The following is a 26148-nucleotide window of genomic DNA, read 5'->3' as shown; positions in this document are numbered from 1 at the left end:
CCTTGAATAATGTATTTATTGGTCTGCGGGATACACAACGCCAAGTTGGCTTCGCGCTTCATCAAGCACCGCCATAACTTGTTTTGACAGTGTATGAGTATTAACTGATGACTCAATCTGTCCTGCATTCGCTGCTTGAATAAAGTGGCTTACTTCATGGCGCATAAAGTGTTCATCAAATTGCTCAGAGAGTTCTTCAACCGTGCCATCGTTACCGATATATTGCATGCGCTTTAATAAAGAGACGGCTTCGATACGAATGCGACCTTTTTCACCTTGGATTTCAGTAAAGTTATCGCCTTGTGAGATTTTTGAGTAGCTGATCACCGCTTGCTTATCAGCGTAATTTAATAATACGTCACCAGCCCCATCAACACCGGTTTCAAGTAACACACCACTGGCTTTTACACTCTGAGGTGCGCCCCATATTGCGAGTAAAATATACAGCGGATAGATACCTAAATCGACTAATGCACCATTAGCAAATTCTGGCAAGAAAGTGTTTGGGCGCTCGCCATTTTTATATTTATCGTAACGTGATGAATACTGACTATATTGACCAATGTATTTGCGGGGTGTGCCAATTTTTGTGAGGGCATTTTTTAAGCGTGCGAAGTTTGGTAAATGCGTGGTCATCATCGCTTCCATGTATAAGCGTTGATGCGTTTTTGCCGCTTGAATGATAGCCTCAAGTTCTTTGCTATTAGCAGCCGAAGGCTTTTCGCCTAAAACATGTTTACCGGCTTTTAAACACATTACAGCATAGTCTTTGTGTAAGCTATTTGGTGCAGCAATGTAGACGGCATCGACCAATGGATCTTGGCATACTTGTTCAATGTGGGTGAACACTTTAGCATCTGCAAGGTCATGTTTAGCAAGAAAAGCCTCGCCAGTTTGCTGCGCTCGTGAGCACACGCCATATAAGGAAAACGCTTCTAGCTGTTTAGCTGCACTCAGTAATGTGTCGCTTATAAAGTTGGTACCAACAATGACAAAGTTCATGGTTACTCCTCGTTATTTTGTGCAAGCCATGCTTGCCAATCCTGTTCAAATTTTTCCATTTGTTTGTGCTTTTTGCTTAACACATGTTTGTCTTCATCTTCCTGTGCCATATAAGGGCCTACGCGGCATAATGCACAGTGTTTATCGCCTAAATAAGCGGGTAAAGTCAGCTTAGCAGTAATCTCATTGTCAGTTTTTTCGCTAAATACATAGGTAATGCCGCTGGTGTCTTTAACATGTTTATCGCGGTCAACATTACGAATTTTATAGCCCGGGAATAAATTAATATCGAATGGCATTTGGCCAAGATAATGGCAGTTTAGCCCTTGATTTAAGCTGCCTTCAATATTCCATTCACGATACGGTTTTACATCTTTAGAGGTGATGTAACACAACATCGGGCCATTTCTATCTAATGCAAACTGGCTTGCGTAGTCTAGGTAGCGATGCAACAAGGCTCGGTTTAAAACATTCATACCGCCTTGTTGGGTATTTGCTTTAAATGCTGCTTCACCTTTAAACGCAGGTATAAGGGGAAATTGAAAAATAACTACATCGAAACGAGCGTCGCCTAAGCGCTGCCATGCATCGGGTTTAGTGACATCAAATTCAGTTAAGGTTGTTATATTTAACTGTTGCAGTGAACTAAGCGCATTGTCGCTGTATTTTTGCTCTATGGTATTTGCATCATCATAGGTTGATGCAATCAGCATGGCGGGTTTTAAATGGCGAGCTAAGGCCAAAGAAAAAGATAAGTCACCATCGCCCACCGTTAAGATGCGCCAACTAGGGTCTAAAAACATAGCTTATTTGCCTTGCTCAGGCTGTTCTTCGATGGTTATTTCAGGGCAAAGCGCTAAGCGCGTTTTGAGTCCTTCGATGGCAATTTGCTTGATGATCAAGTTAAAGCTTATTAGCACTGCAAAGGCGATATGTATAGGTCCGTGGGTCAATCCAGCATCGGCATCAAACAGCATTAAGCCAAACAACAAAAATAGTGTTGCCAAGAAGATTTCAATCAGTTGATTCGAATAAAAAGTTAAGCCACCTTGTTTTTTATGGTCTTTTTTTATTTGAATGGAACAGAAAAACGGGATCACTTTCACTTTGAAGTGCGCATTCTTCTCGACGTAATTTTCGCCAAGGTGATCTAGTTTAGCGCGAAGTTGATCTATCATAGCAAGTCCTTAAAAAACTGAGCCGCGGATGTTACCGCAATCGCGATAAAAGGGCTACTCAGGATAGATACTCATGCCAATTACAAAAATATGGCAAACAAAAACCACAGACGTTAAAACGAAACGCATTTTTTGATAATCAATATGATAGGTTTGCCACTGTGGTGAACTTTTTTCGAATAACAACACCAACCAGAAACTTGCAGCGAGCCAAGCGAGAGTCCAGGTTGTTGGTAAAAAGCTTAAAAAGCCAATCGGTAGAATAGGAATAATCGCTTTAATGGCATCAGCATGGGTTTGCTGGCCTGCATGCCATAAGTTACCAGCCATAAACGCCAAAATGGCGATACTATAAAAAGTGAAAAAGTCTAAGTTGACGGCATTACTGCCAGCAATGAGTGGCCAGCCAACGCAGCCTAAAAACGGCAGTAAACCTAAGTAACCGAGTTGAATGTGATTAATAAACTTTTCCATAATGACCTTAAAGCCGCCTAACTGGTATAAAATAACTCGTGGTTATTTTATACCAGTTAGGCGGCTAAAACGATCGCTTTATTGTTGGCGTAACTCTCGACGTAGAATTTTGCCAACCGTCGATTTAGGTAATTGTTCCATAAAAATGATTGATTTAGGCACTTTATAAGCACTTAAGTTTTCGCGGCAATAGTCACTCACTTGTTGCTCATCAATCTGCTCTTTTAAGGTAATGTAGGCACAAACACGCTCCCCAGTTTTTTCATCTTTTGCGCCAATTACGGCCGCTTCGCAGATAGCAGGGTGCTGACAAAGTACGTTTTCAACTTCATTAGGGTACACGTTAAAGCCAGAAACAATAATCATGTCTTTTAAACGGTCTACAATTTTGTAATTACCACTTGGAAGCTTCAGACCCACATCACCGGTTTTGAAAAAGCCCCGTTTCATGCATTTATCGGTTTCATCTTGGCGCTGCCAATAACCCATCATCACCTGTGGGCCTTTAACAACGATCTCGCCAGACTCACCGTCAGCTACAGGCTCATCATTTTCATTCCAAATTTCGACGGTGGTGTTTGAAAGTGGGCGGCCAATGCTACCAATTTCTTCTTTTTTAAAGTCATTTAACGTTGCAACAGGCGAGGTTTCTGACAAGCCATAGCCTTCTGTGATTGTGCAACCTGTGGTATTCATCCACGCATCGGCTGCAGCATGTGTGAGGGCTGCGCCCCCAGAGACGGTCATTTTTAAGTTTGAAAAATTCAGTGCCTTAAACCCCGGGTGCATGCACAAGCCAATAAATAAGGTGTTGATGCCTGAAAAGTAATTAATTCCAAATGGTTCGATTTGTTTAACTAAGGCATCTAAATCACGAGGATTTGGTATCAGTACATTAAATTGGCCCATAGCAAATAGACCAACCATGTTCACCGTAAAGGCGTAAATATGATAAAGCGGAAGCGGGCAAATACCGGTTTCTTGACCGGGCGTTAAAATGTCATCAAAGCGCTCATTCATTTGCTCGGCATTGGCTAATATGTTGCCATGACTCAGCATCGCCGCTTTGGCAACTCCTGTGGTACCGCCGGTGTATTGTAAAACAGCAATATCATCACGACTGGCTTGATGAGCGTTAAGAGGAGCGAGTCTTTCACCTTGGCGAATAAGTTCATTTAACGAAAATTGACCCTCTTGCAATGTTGGCTCAGAAACCGCGGCTGCAACAATAACTGTTTTGATTGACGTATCATCGATAATAGTTGCTAATTTATCGGTAAGGGCGTCAAGAATAACAATGGCTTTTACATCGGCATCATTAAACTGATGTAGCATTTCGCGAGCGGTGTAAAGTGGGTTGGTATTGACAACGATTAATCCGGCACGAAATGCTGCATAGGTAACGATAGGGTAATCAACAATATTCGGTAATTGAATGGCGATTCGGTCCCCTGCAACAAGGCCACTTTGCTGTTGAAACCACTGCGCTAAATAACGAGACTGTTGTTCAACTTGTGCATAGCTGAGCGTTTTTCCCGCACTGTTATAGGCTGGAAGTTCGGCATAAGTCTGACACGTATGCTCAATTAATTGCGTGAGGTTATCATGTGTGTTCATGGGTATTCCTTAGCGTGTTGTTCTTATTAGTTGTTGTTTTATCAAGCGATCCATCACTGAATCCATTATCCAATTTGGCAAATAACGACTCATGATATAGGTTAGTTTAGATTGTAAGCCTAGGATCACCATTAATTTTTGTTTATCCAAGCCGCGCAAAATGTGTTTTGCAGCATAGGCTGGGCTGGCTAAAGTACTGTGCGTTTTACTTGCACAAATTAAACTGACTTTTATGTTGTTAGGTTTAAATTTTTTACGGAGCTCTTTGGCTAAAATCAAGGCGCTGGGCTGTGGCGTAAATTGAGTGGCATCAATAAGCGGTGTGGTCAGTGCTAGGTGACTGTTCATGCCCAAGTGTGGCGTGATGACTGTTGCAAAGTGCTGACAAGCAATACTATTTTCGTTACTTAGCTGCTCATAAGTATGGCAGCTGAAAATAGCCAAATCAGGCTTTCCTATCGCTGCAATTGCATTATTTACTTGGGTTTGCAGTGCTTCAGTATCACAGATAGGCGTCGCAAAAAACTCAACGTATTGATAATAATCGGCAAGCTCACCGAGCGATTGTTTAGTTTGTTCGCAAAAATGTAAGTCGAATAATGCAACATCGTCACCTCTTAGAATATATTGCTTTGCCAATTCGAATCCGATACCACTGTTGGCACCGGTAATAAACACTCTTCTTAACATTGCACGACCACTAATTAGCGAAACTAGCTAGCCAATATATATAAATTGTTAACCGAAAACTTAGCTTTATACGACCCATTTTTAACTTTTTGCGCCAAAAAGGCTAAAGTGATTTACGGTAATCTTTTGGTGGTATGCCATACCAGCGTTTAAACGCACGAGTAAATTCGCTGTAATTAGAAAAGCTTAAGATATCTGAGATGTTCGATAAACTGAGGCTAGTTTCAGTTAAATATTGATGTGCTAAATTGCAACGTACATCGTCAACTAACTCACGAAAGGTTGTGTCATGCTTTGTTAAGTGCCGCTGTAAACTACGGGCACTCATTGATAGTTTTTCAGCTATCAGGTTTACACCAAAGTCTTCGTGAAGTAGGTATTGCTTGATCAGCACCTCAACGTGATCTGAAATGTTTTCTCGCTTAGTGTCCTTAAGATCCCCAAGTTGCTGGCTAAGTATCGAAAATAATTGTTTATCTGAGTTTTTGATAGGGATCTTTAAATACTTTCTATCAAATACTACTGCGGTATGGGCACAGTTAAATACCGGGAGTTGACCTAACGCTTGACGATATACGCTAGGATTTTCATTACCACTATGAGGAAGTTCTAAGCGATGTAGTTTTATTTGGTCATCGGTTAATTGTTTTAATAAATTGACGCCTACGCTCATGGCTAAATCCGCGCCATGGTGAACACTTATTTTTAAGCTATTGCGTACTAAAAACGAGAGTTTTACATAGTCTTGACCAACTTCGAGCAGTAAATCAGCACTATTTTGATGTACATGATAGTACTTAGTTAAGTTCTTTAGCGCCATTTCAAGGGTGTCGCAGTTTCCCATCAAGTAACCGACTGAGCCCAAGATATTTAAGCTCTGCCAGCGGCCTAGCTCAAGGCCAAAATAGGGTAGGTTTAACTCTTTAGCCGTGATTTCTAACAGCTGGATCAATTGTTGATACTGCACAAAATTATTTGGCTCAGAGAGTTGTTTTCGATCTAAACCAACGCGCGATAGTAGTGCATCAGGGTTTACCAATTTACTTTCTATCAGCTCAATATAACCATGTAGAGCAGATACTCTAATTAGATCAGGTGCGTGTGTTAGCCGGGGCATAGTGTGCTCTTTTTTAGTGCGTTGGCGTAAAAAGTAAAAAAAATTGCGTGAAAAGTAAAGTAAATGATGCCATTAAAGTTTAACAATGTATTAACCAATCAGCCTGCGAACTGCAATTAAGGCTGAAACGTGCTTAGAGGAACACACAATGAACTATTCAAAAGTTTTTATCAGTGGCGGTAATGGTTTTATTGGCCGCACACTCGCACGCTACTTTAAAGCGCATGGGGTCGATGTATGTGGCGTTGATTTAACGCCCTGTGAAGAGTTTAACATTGTTGCAGGTAACTTGAATGAACCAGCGAGTTGGCGCTCATTAATGAATGACTGCGATTTAGTTATTCATACAGCGGCAATTGTTTCAAATGCGTTTAGCTATAAGCAAACATGGCAGGCGAATGTGGGTTGGACTAAAAACTTACTGGATGCAGCGGTGGCTGCAAACACGGTAAAGCGCTTTGTTCATATTTCGTCGACCGCCGTCTATGGCAGTGATTGGCAAACTGATATTAAAGAAGATGCGCCTTTGTTCCCTGATGGCAGAGCCTATAACGATTCGAAAATGATGAGCGAGCATTTATCGCTAAGCTATCACGCCAGTAAAAAACTCAATGTCACAATAATTCGCCCTGGCGATGTCTATGGGCCCGGCTCAAGACCGTGGATAGCTTACCCATTACAAGAAATCGCCAAAGGCATGTTTATGGTACCAGAGGGCATGTTTGGGCCTGTTTATATTGATGACTTAGTCAAAGGTATTTACCAAAGTGCGATAAGCGACGATGCAAGCGGTGAAATTTTTAATCTTTCGGGCCCTGAGCAAGTAACTAACCAAACTTATTTTAATTATTTGGCGCAGGCACAAGGGAAAAAGCACGTCACAGTAGTGAATTTGGCTTTAGCGATAAAGCTAACAGGGTTTATTGAGTGGTGTTATCACCTTGTTGGTAAAACCACGGATATCAATCCGTCGACCATGCGCATGTTGCGTCGTAAAAGTGCAGCTTATAGTAATGAAAAGGCACAGCATATTTTTGGTTATCAACCTGAATTTACCTTACAGCAAGGTATGCAACATGCTTTGCAGTGGGCGTATGGGCAAGGGCTTTGTAAAGAAGAACCACACACAGATACCGCCACAGCAAATTAAAGACAACTAGTTAACTTATTGAAAGCAAGTGAAAAGAGGGCACACACATGGCATTACCAGATATTATTAATCATCAAGATTTCTTACTGACTATTCATACCAATGATGAAAAGCTGATTAAAAACGCCTTACCAGGGGTACACATTTATCCACTCATGCTGGATTCTGAGAATGGGGTATGGGTATTACGTGTTTTATTTGAGCCGGGTACGGTATTACCAAAGCATTTTCATACCGGTGTTGTACATTTGTATACATTAGCAGGCAGCTGGCACTACACAGAATACCCAGATGATTTACAAGTGGCAGGCAGCTATTTGTTTGAACCAGGCGGTTCGATTCATCAATTTCAAGTACCAGCAGACAACACTGAAGTGACCGATACCTTTATGGTGGTTATGGGGTCTAACATTAACTTTGACCCAGATGGCAACTATATGAACATTATGGATGCAGGTTGGATTGAACAAGTGATGTTAGCAGCTGCAAAAGAGCAAGGAATTGAGCCTAACTACATTAAACCAAAGAGTTTATACGGTTTTAGTAAGTAACTTTAATCCCTGAAGAGAAAGCCCTCTATGACGTAAGTGTTTGAGGGCTTTGTAGTTTTTGCTTCTTTTTATTTTTCAATCTAAAAAACAAATCAATTTAATCTAAACAATCAATTTTATTTTAATCGCTCACACCTCTATTGTATTAATCAAGCAGACGCAAGGCTGCGTTAATTAAACATTTTTAAATACATCAATGAGGAATACTATGAGCACTTCATTAATTAACACAAAACTACAACCATTCAATGCAACAGCTTACCACAACGGTGACTTTGTTGAGCTAACAGAAAAAGACGTGCTAGGTAAGTGGTCAATCTTCTTCTTCTACCCAGCAGACTTTACTTTCGTATGTCCTACTGAGCTAGGTGATGTTGCTGACTTCTACGAGCAACTACAAGAAATGGGTGTTGAAGTTTACTCAGTATCAACTGACACGCACTTCACTCATAAAGCATGGCACGATACGTCTGACACAATTGGTAAAATCAAATTCCCAATGATCGGTGACCCAACAGGTCGTATTACACGTAACTTCGGTGTGATGATTGAAGACGAAGGTCTTGCTCTTCGCGGTACATTCGTAATGAACCCAGAAGGCGAAATCAAAGTAATCGAAACTCACGACTTAGGCATCGGCCGTAGCGCGAAAGAGTTAGTACGTAAAGTACAAGCTGCACAGTACATTGCTAACCACGACGGTGAAGTATGTCCTGCGTCATGGCAGCCAGGTGAAGAGACACTTGCTCCTTCACTAGACCTAGTTGGCAAAATCTAATTTGCCACTGCATTAAACGATAGCAAAGTGTTGCTTTGCTATCTCAATGCAACCTTAATTGCCCATCACAACTCACATTAAGCACATTAGCGGGTGATGGGCAGTTATCCCTAAATTTTTTCTAGCTTATTTATTCTGAACTCAAGGGCTAAGCCATGTTAGATACGAATATCAAAAACCAATTAACAAGCCACTTTGCTTCTATTACCAGCCCTGTTGAGCTGCTTATCGCCTTGGATGACAGCAATAAATCAACAGAACTTAAAAACTTAGCAAACGATTTAGCATCGTTAAGCGATAAATTCTCGGTGCGAGATAACCCTAACCAAGACGTGCGTCGTCCATCTATGGTGGTATCTTCACCTATAAACAATACGCAAATCACATTTGCGGGTGTGCCTATGGGCCACGAATTCACAAGCTTGATCCTTGCACTTCTTCACACAGGTGGTCATCCAAGTAAGGCATCAGAGACTGAAATTGAACAAATTAAATCATTACCTGGGCCACTTAACTTTGAAGTATATATTTCATTAAGTTGTCAAACATGCCCGCAAGTTGTGCAAGCACTGAACTTAATGGCAGCACACAACGAAAACATTACGGCCACTATGATTGATGGTGCTTTGTTCCAAGACGAAGTGAACGAGCGCAATATCCTAGCGGTGCCAGCGGTGTATTTAAATGGCGAGCTGTTTAGTCAAGGTGCAGTTAATCTGACTGATATCTTAAATAAAGTCGATACCAAAGCGGCTGCACGCCAAGCCGAAGCGCTAAACGACAAAGAGTTATTTGACGTACTTGTTGTTGGTGGTGGACCAGCAGGGGCTTCTGCAGCAATTTATTCAGCACGTAAAGGCTTAAATACCGGCGTGGTTGCAGAGCGTTTTGGTGGTCAGGTTTCTGACACGTTAGCAATTGAAAACTTTATATCAGTTAAAGCGACCGAAGGTCCTAAATTAGTTGCTCAACTAGAAGAGCACGTAAAAGAATACGACGTTGATGTTATGCAAAATCAACGTGCGGCATCGCTTACTAAGCAAGGTAATTACCAAATCACGCTAGAAAATGGTGCGGTTTTAAATGCTAAATCAGTGGTATTAGCAACCGGTGCACGCTGGCGTGAAATGAACGTACCAGGTGAAAAAGAGTATCGCGGTCATGGCGTTGCTTATTGTCCTCACTGTGATGGTCCGTTATTTAAAGGTAAAGCTGTTGCGGTGATCGGCGGTGGTAACTCAGGTATTGAAGCTGCAATCGACCTTGCAAACATTGTTGAGCATGTCACCGTGCTTGAATTTGCTGATACTTTACGTGCTGATGAAGTCCTTATTCGTAAAGCAAATAGCTTAAAGAACATTACGATTATCAAAAATGCGCAAACGACAGAAGTTGTTGGTGATGGTAAACGAGTAACAGGCTTAAGCTATATTGACCGCATCTCTGGTGATGAAAAATCACTTGAGCTTGCAGGTATCTTTGTGCAAATCGGCTTGGTGCCAAACACTGAATGGTTAAAAGATTCAGGGTTATCACTGACTCGCTTTGGCGAAATCGAAATAGACAGCAAAGGTGCAACATCTTTACCGGGTGTTTACGCGGCAGGTGATGCAACAACAACGCCGTTTAAGCAAATCATTATTGCCATGGGCAGTGGTGCAACGGCAAGTTTAGGTGCATTTGATTACTTAATTCGTCACAGCGATGAGACTCAAAGCACAGAAGATGCAGCTTAATTAGTTGCATAAACAATGACTCTTGATTAGGCAGCTCACACCCATAGCTGCCGCTTTAAAGCCGCCCTCTCCAAAGGCGGCTTTGTTTTTATTAATCAAGCTACTGATACTGCGCTGCGGTTATAAATTCCTCAAAACTTTCACACCAAATAACCACTGTATTGTAATCACTGACATCAATACCTTGTGGTACAACTAATTTAAAGCCATTGAACGAACGCACCCCTGCAACACGCTGCATAGTGCCTTTTTGTGCTAAAAAATTGGCTTCGTTATCAATAAAGTTTCGCGATAAATAAAGTTGATAGTCGGGGCCTGGTGATAACGTGCCTTGCATAGAAATAGCATCATTGGTTAGATACACCATGCCATCACCATAATGAAAGCGATCTGAGCCTTTCAGGTCGGGTTTAAACGTTGCACTAAACTGAGCTCGACCTTGATGCTGCTTCAAAACAGCAATATCGGGTGCTGGTTGTTCAGTTAAAATAGGTAAACTGTAAACCCCAGCTATAAAACCCGCAGCAAAAATCGCCAATGTCATAATGATAATTAGCAGCGCTTTTAGCATGCTTACTCCTTATTTTTTAGCGTGATGATGTGACGTTGCTTCAACGAAAATTGTTTTTCAACATCACCAAAATATTGCAAATAGAGTTGCTCAAGTTCACCTGATTGCTGCAGTTTTTGCATACCTTGCTCTAGCATATCTCTAATGTGTTGATTCTCTTTGCTTAGGTAAAAGTAATAGTCGCTGGGGTATTGCAACATAATGTTTGGCGCAATGACAAAATTGAACTGTTTTAGTCTATTCAGTTCGGTGCCAATAGCCAGTACTGAGCGTGGAAAGTAATCACCGAGTCCTGTTTCAAGGGCTTTTACCATTCCTGGGTAATCAAGCTCACCATTAACTGTTAAACCATTGTTTTTCAATACGGTATAATCTGACCAACTTTGTTGTTGCAGGCCAACCAAGGGAGTTAAATCAGCAAGGGTTTTAATGCCGCTAAACTTTTCTTGGTCTTCATGGCGAATAATCAGTAAGCGCTTGCCGTGTAGCCCTTTATAGAGTGGGATTGTCGTTTTGACGAGAGAATCAGCGTGCTCGTGAGGCAAAGAAAGCCATGCTAAGGTAATTGTTTTATTATGACTCAGCTGCTCTACAATACGTTTATTATTCATTGGCTTAACATTGTATAGCAGCACTACATCCGCATCCATTGCGGCAAAACTTTTGTCGAGAATATCGTGAATATATTGGTTTTTTACCGCATCGGTATAATTTGGCTTCGCAAGCTGTATAACAATTTGTTCATGGCAAAAGGCTTGTAGACTCGACAGAGCAAAGGTCATTAGTAATATCAGTATTGCTCTATTCATTATTTCGAGTCTCTGCTTTTTGAGCGCAGTTTTAGACGACTATACTTTGAAAACATGAACCTGCTGTTGTAAACGCGAAGCCAATGAGGCCAATTCTTGGCTGGCTTGCGCATTTTGTTGCGAGCTTTCGCTAACCAGTGAAATGCTACTACTAAATTCATTAATATTACAACTTAGTTCGTTGGCAACAGTGGTTTGCTCATCCGTTGCGGTGGATACTTGGTTGTTCATATCGGCAATAAGTGCCATTTCTTGAGTAATTTCAGTCAGTAATTGTGATGAGCGCTCTGCATATTCAACACTTTGTTTAGCACTTTCGTCTGCATTACCCATGGCGGTAACTGCTTGCTGCGCCATTGCTTGTAGTTTACTGATCATTTCGTTAATACTGGCTGTTGCTTTTTGCGTGTTGTGCGCAAGCTGCCTGACTTCATCGGCCACCACCGCGAAACCGCGACCCGACTCACCTGCGCGTGCTGCTTCAATGGCCGCATTTAATGCAAGTAAATTGGTTTGTTCTGCAACGCCTTGGATCATCATCACCACTTGATTGATATCGGTTGATTGTGTATTTAACTCATTGATTAGTTTTGTATTCGCATTAACGATATGTGATAAACGGTTTATTGCATCGATATTTTCTTGCACAGACTGCTGACCCTGCTTGGCTGTTTTATCAGTGTGAGTGGCTTTTTCTGATGTTGATAATGCATTTGCGGCCACTTGTTCAATGGCACTACTCATTTGTGTAATGGCGGTGGCAATCATCGCTGATTGATGCTCTTGCTCTGTGGCTGTGCTTGCAACTTGGTCGCTAATTGAGTTCATTTGCTCAGCAGCAGATGAAAGGGTGAGAGTGGCGCTCGTTACATCATTTACTAATGCATGAATGCGCTCCATCATGGCATTAAAGTGGTTTGCTGCTTGGGCTATTTCGTCATTACCATGGGTTTTTGCGCGCAGACGTAAATCGGCATTTTCAGAGATAGAACCTATCGTTTCACTTAAAGATAACAATGGGTTATGAATAGATCGGTAAATGATAAAGGCAATAGCCAGCAACACAATTATTAAAATGGTGATAGATGCGGTCATAGCGATGGTGACTTGAGCAAAGTCTTTATCTGCGGCGTTTTTAAACTTGTTAGCCTCATTGATTTGTAAGTTTATTAGCCCTTGATAACTTTCACTGAGTGGGTCAAACACATCGTAAAGATTTTTTACGAACACCTCGTTGGGCACTGCTTTAAGTTGGTCACTTTTAACTTGGGTTAAAAACGTGCTGAGTGCGCTTTGTACCACAGCAAGATTCTTTTCCACGATATTAACCAAGCGCTGCTCTTCTGTGGTTAGTTTAGTTCCTAAGTAGCTTTTCCATTTGCTGTCAGCAACGTCTTTTGCATTTTCAACGGCGGCTAGAAAGTCAGTTTTTGAAATTTGCTCAGCACGGTATTTATGGAATAGATCAACAATGCTAACGGCGTAATTGTCCGATACTGTTTTTATTTGCTCAAGGGGGATGACTCTATCGTCATATAAACTGTCGATGCCTTTTACCATGTCCGACATAATAGACATTGTAAAAATAGAGGTGATCACAAAAACTGTAACCGGTAACAAAGCCAAGACGGCTAATCGCGTACGAACGGTGTAGTTATTTAACATGAGCGTGCAAATTTTTGTAAGGACTTAGTATTAAAGCTAATAGAGAAATGGTTTTAAGCAAGTTTTTGCAATTGTTTTGCAGGCTTTTTCTTAAGATAGATACCTATTACGACTTAAAGGTAGCCAAAGAGGGCCGTTGGCTCTGGTTAAGATAACAAAGCCAGTATTTACGCTGGCTTTGCTTTGTTCCTGTTTTTACATTAATGACCGCGATTAGGCATTTGCCGAGGCATCTGTCTTTGTGTATTACGACGCATTTGTTGGCGCTGCATACCTTGCTGACGTGCTCTATTTGCTTGATTTAATTGCTGCATACGATTTTGTTGCCTATTTTGTGTGTGCTGGCGCTGCTGCAATGTTTGCTTCGCTTTACTTTTATCTATACTTTGCAATTTATTTTGTACTTGTTGACGGTCAATATTTTGTGCACGCTCTTTGATTTCTTGCTGTTTATCAGCGGGGAGAGTTTGCCATTTACCTTCAACACGTTGTTGCCATTTATCGGCATCATGCTTGAGCACGTTACCTTTTTGGTCGGCGAACACGTTGTTTGCTTTATCGCGTTGGCTGATGGCTGTTTTTAAATCGCGTTTCACTTGCTGCTTCGAAGCAAGACGAGATTTACTTTGATCGCGTTTATAAATGTTATGTCTTGGCTGTTTATCATGATGATCTGGTTTATGGCCAACATTAATCTTGTTACCAATATTGATGTTGCCATTATTAATAATAACAGGGCCGCGGTAACCACCCCCATACCAGCCATTACAGCAATGATAAGGTCGATAATGGGTTGGCCATCCAACATTCCAATTCATCCCTAAATTTAAAAAACCATTGCTCCAACTTAAGCCAAACGACCAACCGGTCCAGTTGTTATAGCCAATATTAAAACCCCACGTTGGTGGGCGAGGGTAGTAGTAGCCACCGCCCCAGTATGGCGGGTAATACCAACCCGTTCCATACACTGGCACGCCATAATAAGGGTATGACCACATGTAACCTGGGTAATAACCAACATACACAACCTCAGGAGTTGACTCGTATATCTCGACGTAAGTGACGTTGTAAACGGGAGAACTTGGAGGAATTTTTGCGATGTCATCTTTTGGAATGCTATCAGCAACAAGCCAAGGCCCTTGCGCGGAATCTGCCTTAAACCACACCGCATTATCGACTGCATAATATTTGCCTTTAATTTGCAGCACTTGTGCATCCGTATTAATGGCATAAGAAACTTGCGTGCCAGGGATACGTTCAAACTTAGGTTTGCCATCATAGTACACAGTTAAACTCGTATCTTTACGGCTGATAGCCGCTGTTTGCGGCACTTTTGCATCTAATACTGCTTCGTCAGCTTCTTCAGTACCAGCAACTGAAACTCTGAGACCACCTAAATCTGATTCAGGTGGAATATTGGCAAAGCTTTCTGGTAGTTCGTCGCCACGTACAAATGTCCAAGGGCCTGTTTGTTGTTTTGCGCGATACCAGCGCCCAGATAATAAGACATACATGTTATTCGTTTGCATTTCACGTAGCCACGGGGTTTCAGTGTTAAACACATACATGAGCTCGCCACCGGTTAGGCTTTTCCATTTAGCTGCGCCATCAGTTGCAATAAGCTCTGTGGGTTTAGTGGCTACAACAATGGCTGGTGGTGCACTTAGATCTGAGCTTTCGGTATCTTTAGGGAGCATTTTTACAAGTTCAGCAGGTGGCGACTGAGTATAGTCATAAGGCCCTTTGGCTTGTTTTGCCTGATACCAAAATTGCCCATCGGTGAGATAACAAAGTTTACTTTTGCTATCTTTAATCACTGTCATGGCGGTGTTTAAAGCACGCTCATATTGGCTGTTTTCAATCTGACTAAACTTAGGTTCACCATCAAAACTCAGTAATACCGACAGTTGCTCTTTGAAAATAATCGTTGGAGGGTCGGTTTTTAATTGCGTTAAACTTTGTTCTGCTGCTTCTGCACTCTCAAGGCTGGCGGTAAGTTGCGAAAGCGAGGTTTCGAATTGACTGGCTTTTATTGCTTCATTAACGACAGCAGTAAATTTTTGTTCTCCTGCATCTTTTGATTCAGGCCAGCGTACATCGGTGACAATCATATTGCGAACAGTGACGGTATCGTTTTCGCGATCAGTATCTAGTTTAGCGGTAAACCAAAATACGCCAAACACAGCGTCATTGCCTGAAAATGAAAATGACATTGCTGCACGGGCTGTTAAAGTATTACCGTTGAGTTTCTCTGGTTGGGGTTGATAAACAATGAGTGTGCCTTGTGATGTTTGCACTTGTTGAGGCCACTCAATAGCTTGGCTAAAAAATGAAAATAAACATAGAAAAGAGAGTATTAAAACCCTGAAGGCAGTAATAAAAGTTAAGGGGAGTTTCATGGTCAATCCTTGGCTAACGTAACTCTTTAAAGTATAGCCAATGACCTCGAAAACGCTTGAAGATTGTTCCTGTTTTTTAATGCGTTAGCTTAGGCAACTTGAGTTAAAAAATGTGTACCCGCATTTAAGCCCATTTCATAGCCCGCACTGAGTTTTTCAAATGATTTCGTTGTTCGACCAACTGCAAAGTTGGGGGGCGGTGCAATAATATTAATTTTACAATCGCTTGGCGGGTTGGTAATAAAATCAATACTTTGATTGTAATTTTCTGCACGCCTTAAGGTGGCTTCAGCTAATGCCGGGGTCTTCTTATAAAGACGTTTAACAAACCAAGGCGCTTTAGAAGGCTTTTTCTTATAGCCAAGAGGCTGAGATAAAATAACGGTGATTTCTTTATTACCCATCTCGTATGCTTTACGAATAGGAATAGAATCTGCCACGCCACCATCAGTAAGCTGTAAATTGTCGATAACGGGAAATTCTCGATATGCAATAGGCAACGCGCATGAGGCTTTTAATTGCTGTTCAAGATGAGTTGCACTTGCTTTTAAGTACTCTGCCTGCCCAGTTTGTATATTGGTTGTGACAATATAAAACTCACTGGCTTGTTTTTCGAAGGTGTCGAGATCTAGGCGAATATCACGGATGGTTTCTTGCCAGAGCCAGTCTAAATCAAACAGGTGGCCACCTTTAATAAAACGAACAAAATCAATAAATTCAGGTCGGCAAGAGTAATCAGTAATCACTGCATGGTTACGTTTGTATTGGGCGCACAGATAAGCGGCAATGTTAGTAGCTCCGGCAGAAACACCATAGCATTGATTAAAAGGTTGGTAATTAGCTTGAATAAAAGCATCCAGTACGCCAGTGGCAAAAATACCACGCATTGCGCCACCTTCTACAACCAGTGCCTTGTTATTGTTCATTTTCGCAACCTTGCTTGTAACCGTGAGTGCTTCTAACCATAGCAAACACGGTTACAAAACTAAATAGAGTTTTGACTCTAAGTGAAGTTTGACTCTAGCTGAGTTATACCGCCTCGACCCAAAGTACACCAACTTGTTTGTCGGTCACTTTTACTGTGCTACCCGCAGCAATGGGAGAATGACTTTTTAACTGCCATGTAATACCCGAATACTGATGTGTGGTTAACCCTTTATCATCTACATCTGCGTTAACGACAAAGGTAAGCTCAGCAAAGTCACTGTGTATCGGCTTGGTATCGGTTTTATCTTGCATGCGTTTGAGTGGTTGCCAAAGTACCACTGCAAAGCCAAGAGTAAACACTATATTGCTCCAAAGCGCGGTGGTGTAGCTCGAGTCTAAAAGGCCTGTATTCATTAGTAAGCCGCTGGCAAATAAAGATAAGCCTAAAAACAATAATACGTAGGTACTCATACCCAGTACCGCTACTTCAACAATTAGTGCGATAACACCTAAAATCATTAAGGCTTCGGCTAAATGCGTATCTAAAAATGCCATCAGTTCACCTAACTTTGTTGCTTTTTATTCAAAGAGTTAATAATAGACATACCTTGAGCAACCAGTGAGCTTGCATCGGTACCGCTCTCAGGAAGTAATACCACAGATGATTCACGAGCAATCGCTTCTTTAGCGGCAATGGCTTTAGTGGCTAGGTCTAGTTGAATTGCTTTTTGGCCTTGCTCTGTATCGGCGGCTTCACCTACTTTACGAAGTGCATCTGCCTGCGCTTCAGCAACGGCGATAATCGCTTTAGCTTCACCTTCAGCGCGTAAGATTTGCTCTGCTTTTTCAGCTTCTGCTGCAAGAACTTGCGCTTGCTTTTTACCTTCTGCCACGTTGATAGCAGACTGACGATCACCTTCAGACTCTAAAATTTGTGCACGTTTCACACGCTCAGCTTTCATTTGTGCTTCCATTGCTTCCATTACAGAGTTTGGTGGTACAATATCTTTTATCTCGTAACGTAAAACCTGAATACCCCAAGGCTCAGAAGCTTGGTTAATCGCCGTAACTATGTTGGTGTTTAACATGTCACGTTCTTCAAAGGTTTTATCTAGCTCCATTTTACCAAGCTCAGAACGCATCGTTGTTTGTGATAGCTGAGTAACCGCAAACACATAGTCATCAACACCATAAGTAGCTTTATACGGGTCAAGCACGCGGAAATACAGCACACCATCGACGATAAGCGAGATATTATCTTTTGTGATAGCTGACTGCGAAGGCACATCTTGCGCTTGTTCTTTTAAACTGCGATCAGCGGCAATTCGGTCGATAAATGGCACAATAAAGTTTAAGCCCGCTTCTTTGGTTGAATGGTACTTACCAAAACGCTCGATTAACCAAGCACGGTTTTGCGGCACAAATTTAACGCTGCTTTTTAGTAGCACTAAAATAAAAATTAGAATAAAGACTTCTACATTTAACAAGAGGTCTAAAATACTTGAAATGGGATCCATGTACTTTCCTTAATACAATTACTATTATTTTTCACTGCTCAGATTACCACCACAAAGCAAAGCACGCTAATGATTTGTAATTGCAACCAGCTTAAGAGTCGTCTAATTATTTAGGGTTTGTATTAATACTTAAGTGCATGTTTTATCAGATACATATGTTGGTCAGCTTGTGCAACAATTTCATCGGCTGTTTTTTGCGTGCCTAAAAACATGGTGACGCCAACACTGGCTGAGCCCTTATAGCTGATATCTTGAAGAATAAATTTAACCTCGATAGCCGTTTGTAATTTATCGGCAACACGATGAGCGTTGTGTTTAGCTGTTTGCTCATCACGACCAAGCCCTTCAAGTAATACAACAAACTCATCGCCACCAATGCGGGCTAGACAGTCTTTTTCGCGCACAACCGTTTTCATTCGATTAGCAATTTCAACAAGATAAGCATCGCCTGTGTTGTGGCCATATTGGTCGTTTAACTTTTTAAACTTATTCAGGTCGATAAATATCACCGCGCCGTAGTTTTGGTCGCGCTTGCTCATTTGTAACGCAAGCGATAAACGAATATAAAAATAGCGGCGGTTTAAAAGTTCAGTTAACGGGTCGGTAGAGGCAGCATAAAGGAGTTGTTCTTCAAGGTGTTTTCGTTCGGTAATGTCTGTAGCAATACCTAAAATGCCGATGACTTTGTTCGGCTCTGTGTCACAAATAATAGGGGTTTTCACTTCCCAGAAAATATATTGATGTCCGTCAGGAAAGGTTAGCTTAACTTCTTCACGAGTCCGTTCACCGCTAAGCACTCGTTTGTCTATTTTCGCTAGTTTTTTTACGTCAGAAATTGGGAAGAAGTCAACATCACTCTTATGTTGTAGTTCCTGCTCAGAGCAGGCAAATAAACCCAAGGTAAGCTTATTAGCATAAACGTAATGCCCGAGTTCATTTTTTATATAAACGTATGCGGGTACGTTATCAAGTGCAAACTTTAATTCAGCAATATGGACGGGCAGTTTAGAGTTTTTAAGTTCGGCCACAATATGTCCCTATATAACAAGCCATAAATTGATAGTGAACGAAAATATCTTAATAAACAAGACTGACCACAAGGCTAAATTTATAACTAATAATTTAGGTATAGTTTTGAAAAATAAATAAAAAATTAATAGTGAGGATGGGTGATGAACTTTGTTATTAGGTTTGTTTTAGCTCGTTTGGTTATCTTAATTTTTAACTGTTTTTTATTACTTTGTGATTTCTGAATGATTAAAAACCTCCTTGTTTTTAGTCATCACTCTTGGCTTTTATGCCTTGTTGAGAATGGCAAGGTGTTTTGTCTGATGCGCGCTAAATAAACGACAAAAAATATAACCCGTCACAAACATTGATAAGCTATAAGTTGCACCAGGAATTGCCATAGCGGCATTATTTATTAAGGTACTCGCAATTAAAATGGCAAGAGTGCCATTTTGTAGCCCAACTTCAACCGCAATGCTCATTTGTTGCTTGTGATCTAAGCCCGATATTTTTGCAAAAAACAACCCTAGTAACAGCGTGCTGAGGTTTAATGTCAGCGTTGCAATGCCGCTAGTCGCAAAAAAGCTCAGCATTTGGTCGGCATTTTTATGAATAATGCTAAGCACTATCACAATTAAGAATACGCTCGAAAAACGACGGATAAAGGGTTCTATTTTCAAGCTGAAATGGGCTTTAAAATGATTAAAGACCATCCCTAAACAAACAGGAAGCACCGTTATCATCAGCATTTGCACTATGGTTTTAATCACTGGCAAAGCGAATTCGTGGCCCGGCACACTCAACGTTTGCATGGCAAAATGCATAATTAGTGGCAAGGTAAAGGGTGAGATAAATGTCGCTAGCGTTGTAAGACTTATTGACAACGCAACATCCCCTTTGAATAAATAGGTATAGAGGTTTGAAGTCACACCGCCAGGGCAGCAAGCCACTAAAATTAGCCCTATAGCGAGCTCTGGTGTTAGGGTAAAACTCATTGCTAATAAAAACGCAACGCTTGGCAATAACAGTAGTTGGCAGCTTAAGCCTATTGAAAGTGCTTTGGGGCTGATAAATAATGCCCCAAAGTCTTGCTTTTTAAGCCCTAAGCCCATGCCAAACATGATGATAAATAGTGCTAAAGGCAGCACTATTTTAGTCATGATATCAATTTGCATGGTATATCCTTATTGATCGTAACCCGGACTTTTATTGTCGAGTAAGCGCAGCAGGGCAGGCCAAACAATTGCGCCACCCAGTCCCTTAGTAGCAACCTCAGTTTGCCCTTTGATACCCTCAATAATCGCACTAGGTACTTGTACGAGTTGCTCGGTATTTTGTGAAGTACGAGTTTGTACAGCGCATGCCGCTTCAAAAACATACATAAACAAAAATGCATCAGCGACCGTTTTACCTACTGTTAATAGGCCATGATTACGTAGCATTAGAAAGTTATTCGTGCCGAGGTCATTCACTAAACGGTCTTGCTCTTGAGGATTAAGGGCAATGCCTTCGTAGTCGTGATAACCCAGACCTGAGTGCACAACAACAGCTTGCTGAGAGATAGGCAATAAGCCGTCTTTGTTTGCAGACACCGCCGTGCCATTGAGTGAGTGGGTGTGAATAACGCAATGGGCATCATCACGCGCCATATGAATACAGCTATGGATATTAAACCCCGCAGGATTAACTGGGTATTCACTGTCATGCAGCTTATTACATTGTTGATCTACTTTGATTAGACTTGATGCCGTAATTTCGTGAAACATCATGCCATAGGGGTTTATCAAAAACTCGTTGTCTGTGCCGGGAACGCGCATTGAAATATGGGTAAAAATTAAATCATCCCAGCCATATAAAGCAACTAAGCGATACGCGGCAGCAAGCTCAACACGGGCTTGCCATTCTTGTTCTGATACTGTGTGTTTTATGGTCATGGCTTTTCCTAAAATGGTACTTTGCGAACAATAATGTCTTTAAACATGACCCAATCACCGATAAAGCTATAAAAAGGGTGTGTAAAAGTAGCGGGACGATTTTTCTCAAAAAAGAAATGACCAACCCAAGCAAAGCCATAGCCCACTAGAGGGCATAAAATTAGCCAGCTATATTGCTGCTGATAAATAGCGGCAAACAAAATAGCCAAAACAATCCAGCTGCCAATGAAATGTAAGCGTCGACAGACTTTATTTTTGTGTTCTTGTAGGTAATAGGGGTAAAACTCTTTAAAGCTCGCGAACTCGCGTTTACTTGCTACAGTGCCCATATTGTTGTCTCCGTTGTTAATTACAGGTAAACAATAGGCTTTTATTCTTTTATTTACTTGATAATATAGGTCATTAAATTGTTTATTTAGGACGCTCATGAGAACCTTATCAAGCTGGTGGCTACGTGCTATGGCTGAGTCGTTTAAATGGCAGGGCTTACCAATTAATGAGTTGTTTGCAGCGGTAAATATTCCTGTAGCAGAATTAAGTAGCCAAACAGCCCGATACCCACAAGCCAGTGTCAGTATGCTTTGGAAGCAGGCGCAAGCCATGTTACCAAACACCCATTTAGGTCTTTATGTTGGCAGTAACATGAATGTACGCGCTATTCCGGTGGTTGGCATGGCGATTATTCAGTCAACACAGTTATTGAGTGCTTTTCGGCTGATATTGCGTTATCAAAAATTGATGGGTGATACACATAATGTGTCTTTGATTGATCACGGTAGTGAGTATGAACTTCGCTTTAACTTTAGTGATGGTGAGCGCGATATGTCATTGCTAAGCTACGAAGCGCCCATGGCGTTTTGTGTAAAAATAGCGCGCACTGTAAAGGGAAAAGGTTGGCACCCAACGCGAATTTGCTTGCAACGTAAAGAGCCACACAGTGAGATTAATACGCACTTTAATTGCAAAATTGAATACGGCGCAACGACCCATAGCCTGTTTTTTAGCGAAAATACCGATAGTGAACCTGTGTTATCAAGCCAGATGAAACTGGTGACACAAACGAATGTGACACAGGTACTGAGAATTTTACTTGAAGAGCATTTAATTCAAGGCCAAATTACCAGTAAAGCAATGGCAAAAGCACTTAATATGAGTGAAAAAACACTGCAGCGCCGTCTTGCAAAAGAGGGCACAAATTTTAGTAAAGAATTAGCAAGTTTAAGACAGCAAAAAAGTGTTTCGTTGTTAAACGAAACAGATCTCTCAGTCACAGAAATAGCCTTTTTATGTGGCTACTCTGAAATTAGCGCATTTCATCATGCATTTCATCGCTGGTATGGCATGTCACCAAAAACCTACAAGCAAAAAATGGCAATAATAGCAGGGTCATAATAAGCACGGCTTTTTTCAGTGAGCTGTTTGAAGCTATTATTTTAACTAGTAAAAGGTACAAGTTGGCGGTTGTTCCTATTCTGTTTGAGTTTGATAATTATTCATACAAAAACAACAGTAAAAGCTTAAATAGCAATTGCTTAACACAGACTTGTTACCTAAAATTATTGATAGGACGCAAGGATGATCTAAAACCAAAACTCCACCATTAAGTATGAGGCTTGCTGAATGCGAAACCTATCGCTGCGCACTATTTTTATTAGTTTTGTGTTAATTGCATTATTTGTTGTCACTGTGGTTAGCGCCTTAATCAATACCAGCCAATTTTCTCGGCTTTATTACCAACAAACCGAAAAGCAATTATTGCCTGACGCTGTGGGTAAAGTGGCTGCTGAAATTGACGCTCAAATGCGTTACCCGATCTCTGTGTCACAGTCTTTAGCTGAAAACCAAATTCTGCATACGTGGATGAACGAAGGTGAGAAAAGCTCGCCAATTCATCAACGTGTTATGGCGTACTTTGCTGACTTACAAAGAAAAAGCGGTGCGTCATCGGTGTTTTGGGTAAGCAAAAACTCAATGAGTTATTACACGCAAGACGGCTTTTTCAAATCAATCTCACAAAGTGAGCCAAGAGACAGTTGGTTTTTTGATTTCATCGGTTCAGATAAACGCCAAGCGCTCGCCTTAGATGTGAGTGAGCAGGGTGGACACCTCACTTTATACGTTAACACGCTAGTTGAAATAGCTGGGCAACGACTCGGTGTTGCGGGGCTAGGTTATGATATTTCAGATATTTCTAGCATTGTCACGTCGCGTAAAATTGGCGAGCAAGGGTATTTATTCTTAATTGATGACAGCAAGCGAATTATTGCACACGCAAACGATGCTTATATTGGTAAACAAGTCACAAGCGTCGCTTCATTAAGCGCATTACAAAGCTTTTTGAGCAGTAAACATACTGGCTTTACTCTATCGCAAGTGGAGCTCGCAGATGAAGATGTTTATGCTGGGGTTATGCCAATTGAAGGAACAGGCCTTACTCTTGTAGCGGTTCAGCCTAAGCAAGAGATATCAAGCGCGATTAATACAGTCGTTTGGATGTCGATTATCGTAAGTGTCGTGCTTGCGGGTATCTTTTTGGTGCTTACACTTTATTTTGCTAATTGGCTAAGTAAGAAAATTCGCAGTGTTGGTGATGAACTACTGGGCATGGCAGGTCACGGCGGTGACTTAACAAAACGTTTAGATGACAGTGTTGATAATGAATTGGGGCATCTTGCAAAGGGCTTTAATGCCATTATAGGTAAAGTGGCCGAGTTGGTAGATGAAATAAGTGTTACCGAGCAAGCGATGCGAGAGGGGATTGATGACCTTGCGAGCTTTGCCAATAAAACCTTTGTTGCTACCGAAGATCAGCGCGCGCAAACCGATCAAGTTGCCACAGCTATTACAGAAATGGGGCAAACTATTAACGAGGTGTCTGATATTGCTCATCGCACAGCAAGCGACACGGAAGAAGCGGTACGAGAAACCGTGCAAACCAATCAAAGTATGGCTGCCACAGCGCAAACCATGAATGAACTGAATGACATTTTGATCACGGTTGATAAAAGTATCGGTGAGTTTGCAAATCAAGCCGCTGAGATCAACTCGGTTGTTGAAGTAATTAATGCAATTTCAGAACAAACTAATTTATTGGCACTCAATGCGGCAATTGAAGCGGCAAGAGCGGGTGAGCAAGGTCGTGGCTTTGCGGTCGTCGCTGATGAAGTGCGTTCACTTGCACAGCGTACGCAAACATCAACGTCTGAAATTAGAGAACAGATTTCGCGCTTACAAAGCTCATCGTTGCAATCTCAAGAAGCGATTGCTGAAGGTACGCAAAGTAGTCAAAAAGTGACTGAGCTTACCCATATTGCAGTGTCTGCACTTCAGTCTATTCAGCAGAAGTTTGAAATTATCAGCCAAGGCAATCATCAAGTTGCAGCAGCGACAGAAGAGCAGGGCACAGTGGTCGAGCATATCAATCAGTCGGCCCATGATATCTCAGACAGTGCAATGCAAATACATGATAACGCTGAGCAACAACAGCGTGGCACGCAAAGCTTGTTATCGCGTGCTCAGCACCTTAAAGATTTAGTCAGTCAGTTTAAAGTTTAATAGCCTGCTTTTTAAATCTGCTTCGAGTAAAAGGCGTTAACAACACGTGTTGTTAACGCCTTACTATTTTTTAGCTTATACCAATCCGCAATAATACATAATCATTTTGAGGGATTAAACCTGTCGCTAACTGCGTTAAAAATTTCTGATTTAGAACAACTAAATAACGAAATTTTTGCCTTGTTATCAACGAGGTTTTCTTGCCTCAAAATAGATCACTTAATTAAGCGAATTGGTATTACAAGTGAGTGATTCAGTTTACTTATTTGCTGCTAATTCCTTTCTCATTTCTAACACATCACGCAAAAAACTTTCAAAAAGGGACAAATAACCAAGTTTTTAGTGCGTTTGCGCTCGCCACGTATTACAATTGAGACTTTATATCATTACCACTTTCCAGCGAATAGGTATTTCACTTCTTCATGACAGATATTACAACACACCAAGCATCTAGACGCCGCTTGTTGATTGCCTTAGCCATAACATGTTCGTTTATGGTGATACAGGTCATTGGCGCCTATTTTTCAAATTCGCTTGCTGTACTTGCTGATGCTGGGCATTTGTTTGTTCATAACAGTTCTTTATTTATTGCACTTATTGCCTCAAGCATGGCGATATATTTTGCAAAAAACTTTAATGATGGCTATCAGCGCGCAGAGCTTACGGGTGGTTTGATCAATGGTATTTTATATCTGAGCATTAGCTTAGTTATTTTGTATGAAGGAGGTGAGCGCTACCTTCATCATAGTGATGGTCATGACTTACAAATTAACAGCTATTTGATGTCGGTGATTTCGGCTATAGGCTTTTTATTTCATGGCGCAGCAGCTTGGGTTTTGTACAAAGGGCGTAAAGCAAGCATCAACGTGTATGCGGTGTTTTTACACTCGTTTTTTGATTTAATTTCAACGGTTTCAACTTTCTTTGCCGGTATTTTAATTCACCTAACTGGCTGGGCCGAAATCGATATTATTTCAAGTATGTTGATTGCCACCTTTGTCTTGTTTACTGGGGTTAAAGTGATCATTCGTTGCGTGAAAGGGTTACTCGAAAATAGCAGTAAATTACCGGATGTAGCTGATATTGAACAAAGTATCGCTTCGGTTGAGCATGTACAAAATGTACATAACGTGACTGTGATGCGCCAAGATAAAGACATTATTGTTGGTGCACACGTTGTGTTGAAGCAGCATTGCACCGTTGAAAAACATGATGAGGCGTGTCGATTAAAGGTCGAAAAACTACTGCTCTCGCGCTTTAATATTAAAAAAAGTGTGCTGCAAATTGAGAGTCATGAATGTCACCATGTTAATTAAAGTGGCAAATTGTTTAATTTTCTTTTAATTTAAAGGTATCACTATGAAGTTAGGATACCTTTTTTGCTTCAAAATAAGCCTTCATATTTCAACTTTTTAGCCGCGATACTGCTCGGTTGTATCGCGGGAGTTGTTAATCTGCTCCCTATTTGGT

Annotated in this window: 25 protein-coding genes; 7 read left to right on the top strand and 18 right to left on the bottom strand. The window is 41.2% G+C overall.

What is annotated here, in order from left to right:
• Nucleotides 1-15: 15 nt before the first annotated feature.
• The 7 genes from NH153_RS04005 to NH153_RS03975 all read right to left on the bottom strand — a co-directional run bounded on the left by NH153_RS04005 (nucleotide 16) and on the right by NH153_RS03975 (nucleotide 6078).
• A complete protein-coding gene (locus tag NH153_RS04005; RefSeq protein WP_063701205.1) occupies nucleotides 16-1002 on the bottom strand; it encodes a Gfo/Idh/MocA family protein in 987 nt (328 codons plus the stop codon).
• A gap of 2 nt (nucleotides 1003-1004) precedes the next feature.
• Complete coding sequence (locus NH153_RS04000; protein WP_063701202.1) at nucleotides 1005-1805, bottom strand: class I SAM-dependent methyltransferase; 801 nt, start codon at nucleotides 1803-1805, stop codon at nucleotides 1005-1007.
• A 3-nt stretch (nucleotides 1806-1808) separates the two neighbouring features.
• Complete coding sequence (locus NH153_RS03995) at nucleotides 1809-2180, bottom strand: hypothetical protein (RefSeq protein WP_063701198.1); 372 nt, start codon at nucleotides 2178-2180, stop codon at nucleotides 1809-1811.
• A gap of 54 nt (nucleotides 2181-2234) precedes the next feature.
• Nucleotides 2235-2654 (bottom strand): DUF3429 domain-containing protein, encoded by a 420-nt coding sequence (locus tag NH153_RS03990; protein ID WP_063701195.1) that lies wholly within the window; start codon nucleotides 2652-2654, stop codon nucleotides 2235-2237.
• A gap of 78 nt (nucleotides 2655-2732) precedes the next feature.
• The gene (locus NH153_RS03985; protein WP_063701192.1) at nucleotides 2733-4271 is read right to left on the bottom strand and encodes an AMP-binding protein; all 1539 of its coding nucleotides are present in this window, start codon (nucleotides 4269-4271) and stop codon (nucleotides 2733-2735) included.
• A gap of 9 nt (nucleotides 4272-4280) precedes the next feature.
• Nucleotides 4281-4961: an SDR family NAD(P)-dependent oxidoreductase gene (locus tag NH153_RS03980; RefSeq protein WP_138625127.1), complete on the bottom strand. Its 681-nt coding sequence runs from the start codon at nucleotides 4959-4961 to the stop codon at nucleotides 4281-4283.
• Nucleotides 4962-5064: 103 nt separating this feature from the next.
• Nucleotides 5065-6078 (bottom strand): AraC family transcriptional regulator, encoded by a 1014-nt coding sequence (locus NH153_RS03975; protein WP_063701187.1) that lies wholly within the window; start codon nucleotides 6076-6078, stop codon nucleotides 5065-5067.
• A gap of 148 nt (nucleotides 6079-6226) precedes the next feature.
• Between NH153_RS03975 and NH153_RS03970 the strand changes: the two genes are divergently transcribed.
• The 4 genes from NH153_RS03970 (at nucleotide 6227) to ahpF (ending at nucleotide 10293) form a co-directional block, all read left to right on the top strand.
• Nucleotides 6227-7228 (top strand): NAD-dependent epimerase/dehydratase family protein, encoded by a 1002-nt coding sequence (locus tag NH153_RS03970; RefSeq protein WP_063701185.1) that lies wholly within the window; start codon nucleotides 6227-6229, stop codon nucleotides 7226-7228.
• A gap of 47 nt (nucleotides 7229-7275) precedes the next feature.
• Nucleotides 7276-7779 (top strand): 2,4'-dihydroxyacetophenone dioxygenase family protein, encoded by a 504-nt coding sequence (locus tag NH153_RS03965; protein ID WP_054562481.1) that lies wholly within the window; start codon nucleotides 7276-7278, stop codon nucleotides 7777-7779.
• A gap of 208 nt (nucleotides 7780-7987) precedes the next feature.
• The gene (gene ahpC / locus NH153_RS03960) at nucleotides 7988-8557 is read left to right on the top strand and encodes an alkyl hydroperoxide reductase subunit C (protein ID WP_063701183.1); all 570 of its coding nucleotides are present in this window, start codon (nucleotides 7988-7990) and stop codon (nucleotides 8555-8557) included.
• A gap of 155 nt (nucleotides 8558-8712) precedes the next feature.
• Entirely contained in the window at nucleotides 8713-10293 is a 1581-nt protein-coding gene (gene ahpF, locus NH153_RS03955; RefSeq protein ID WP_063701181.1) for an alkyl hydroperoxide reductase subunit F, read from the top strand.
• Nucleotides 10294-10393: 100 nt separating this feature from the next.
• Here the strand turns inward: ahpF and NH153_RS03950 are convergent, their stop codons facing one another.
• The 11 genes from NH153_RS03950 to NH153_RS03900 all read right to left on the bottom strand — a co-directional run bounded on the left by NH153_RS03950 (nucleotide 10394) and on the right by NH153_RS03900 (nucleotide 21452).
• Complete coding sequence (locus tag NH153_RS03950) at nucleotides 10394-10864, bottom strand: DM13 domain-containing protein (RefSeq protein WP_063701179.1); 471 nt, start codon at nucleotides 10862-10864, stop codon at nucleotides 10394-10396.
• Nucleotides 10865-10866: 2 nt separating this feature from the next.
• Nucleotides 10867-11673 carry a substrate-binding periplasmic protein gene (locus NH153_RS03945; protein ID WP_063701177.1) on the bottom strand — a complete coding sequence of 269 codons (807 nt, stop codon included), beginning with the start codon at nucleotides 11671-11673 and terminating at the stop codon, nucleotides 10867-10869.
• A gap of 39 nt (nucleotides 11674-11712) precedes the next feature.
• Entirely contained in the window at nucleotides 11713-13338 is a 1626-nt protein-coding gene (locus tag NH153_RS03940) for a methyl-accepting chemotaxis protein (RefSeq protein WP_063701175.1), read from the bottom strand.
• 200 nt (nucleotides 13339-13538) lie between these two features.
• Nucleotides 13539-15737 (bottom strand): hypothetical protein, encoded by a 2199-nt coding sequence (locus tag NH153_RS03935; RefSeq protein WP_063701173.1) that lies wholly within the window; start codon nucleotides 15735-15737, stop codon nucleotides 13539-13541.
• 89 nt (nucleotides 15738-15826) lie between these two features.
• The gene (locus NH153_RS03930) at nucleotides 15827-16663 is read right to left on the bottom strand and encodes a patatin-like phospholipase family protein (RefSeq protein ID WP_063701171.1); all 837 of its coding nucleotides are present in this window, start codon (nucleotides 16661-16663) and stop codon (nucleotides 15827-15829) included.
• 103 nt (nucleotides 16664-16766) lie between these two features.
• On the bottom strand, nucleotides 16767-17219 hold the full coding sequence (locus tag NH153_RS03925; protein ID WP_063701169.1) for an NfeD family protein: 453 nt from the start codon (nucleotides 17217-17219) through the stop codon (nucleotides 16767-16769).
• Between the two features lie 8 nt (nucleotides 17220-17227).
• A complete protein-coding gene (locus NH153_RS03920) occupies nucleotides 17228-18181 on the bottom strand; it encodes an SPFH domain-containing protein (RefSeq protein WP_063701167.1) in 954 nt (317 codons plus the stop codon).
• Between the two features lie 122 nt (nucleotides 18182-18303).
• On the bottom strand, nucleotides 18304-19209 hold the full coding sequence (locus tag NH153_RS03915; RefSeq protein WP_063701165.1) for a sensor domain-containing diguanylate cyclase: 906 nt from the start codon (nucleotides 19207-19209) through the stop codon (nucleotides 18304-18306).
• A gap of 267 nt (nucleotides 19210-19476) precedes the next feature.
• Nucleotides 19477-20364: a bile acid:sodium symporter family protein gene (locus tag NH153_RS03910; RefSeq protein WP_063701163.1), complete on the bottom strand. Its 888-nt coding sequence runs from the start codon at nucleotides 20362-20364 to the stop codon at nucleotides 19477-19479.
• 9 nt (nucleotides 20365-20373) lie between these two features.
• The gene (locus NH153_RS03905) at nucleotides 20374-21123 is read right to left on the bottom strand and encodes a class II aldolase/adducin family protein (protein ID WP_063701160.1); all 750 of its coding nucleotides are present in this window, start codon (nucleotides 21121-21123) and stop codon (nucleotides 20374-20376) included.
• Between the two features lie 8 nt (nucleotides 21124-21131).
• Nucleotides 21132-21452 (bottom strand): Mpo1-like protein, encoded by a 321-nt coding sequence (locus NH153_RS03900; protein ID WP_063701346.1) that lies wholly within the window; start codon nucleotides 21450-21452, stop codon nucleotides 21132-21134.
• A 97-nt stretch (nucleotides 21453-21549) separates the two neighbouring features.
• Here NH153_RS03900 and NH153_RS03895 point away from each other — a divergent pair, with 97 nt between their 5' ends.
• The 3 genes from NH153_RS03895 (at nucleotide 21550) to NH153_RS03885 (ending at nucleotide 25994) form a co-directional block, all read left to right on the top strand.
• Entirely contained in the window at nucleotides 21550-22515 is a 966-nt protein-coding gene (locus NH153_RS03895) for an AraC family transcriptional regulator (RefSeq protein WP_063701158.1), read from the top strand.
• A 228-nt stretch (nucleotides 22516-22743) separates the two neighbouring features.
• Entirely contained in the window at nucleotides 22744-24678 is a 1935-nt protein-coding gene (locus NH153_RS03890; RefSeq protein ID WP_063701156.1) for a methyl-accepting chemotaxis protein, read from the top strand.
• Nucleotides 24679-25100: 422 nt separating this feature from the next.
• Nucleotides 25101-25994, top strand: a complete 894-nt coding sequence (locus tag NH153_RS03885; RefSeq protein ID WP_063701154.1) for a cation diffusion facilitator family transporter — start codon at nucleotides 25101-25103, stop codon at nucleotides 25992-25994.
• Nucleotides 25995-26148: the final 154 nt, after the last annotated feature.

Source organism: Pseudoalteromonas gelatinilytica (assembly GCF_001641615.1).
Classification (GTDB): Bacteria; Pseudomonadota; Gammaproteobacteria; order Enterobacterales; family Alteromonadaceae; genus Pseudoalteromonas; species Pseudoalteromonas gelatinilytica.
The sequence above is the reverse complement of the archived record's forward strand: the minus strand, read 5'-3'. Positions and strand labels throughout refer to the sequence as shown.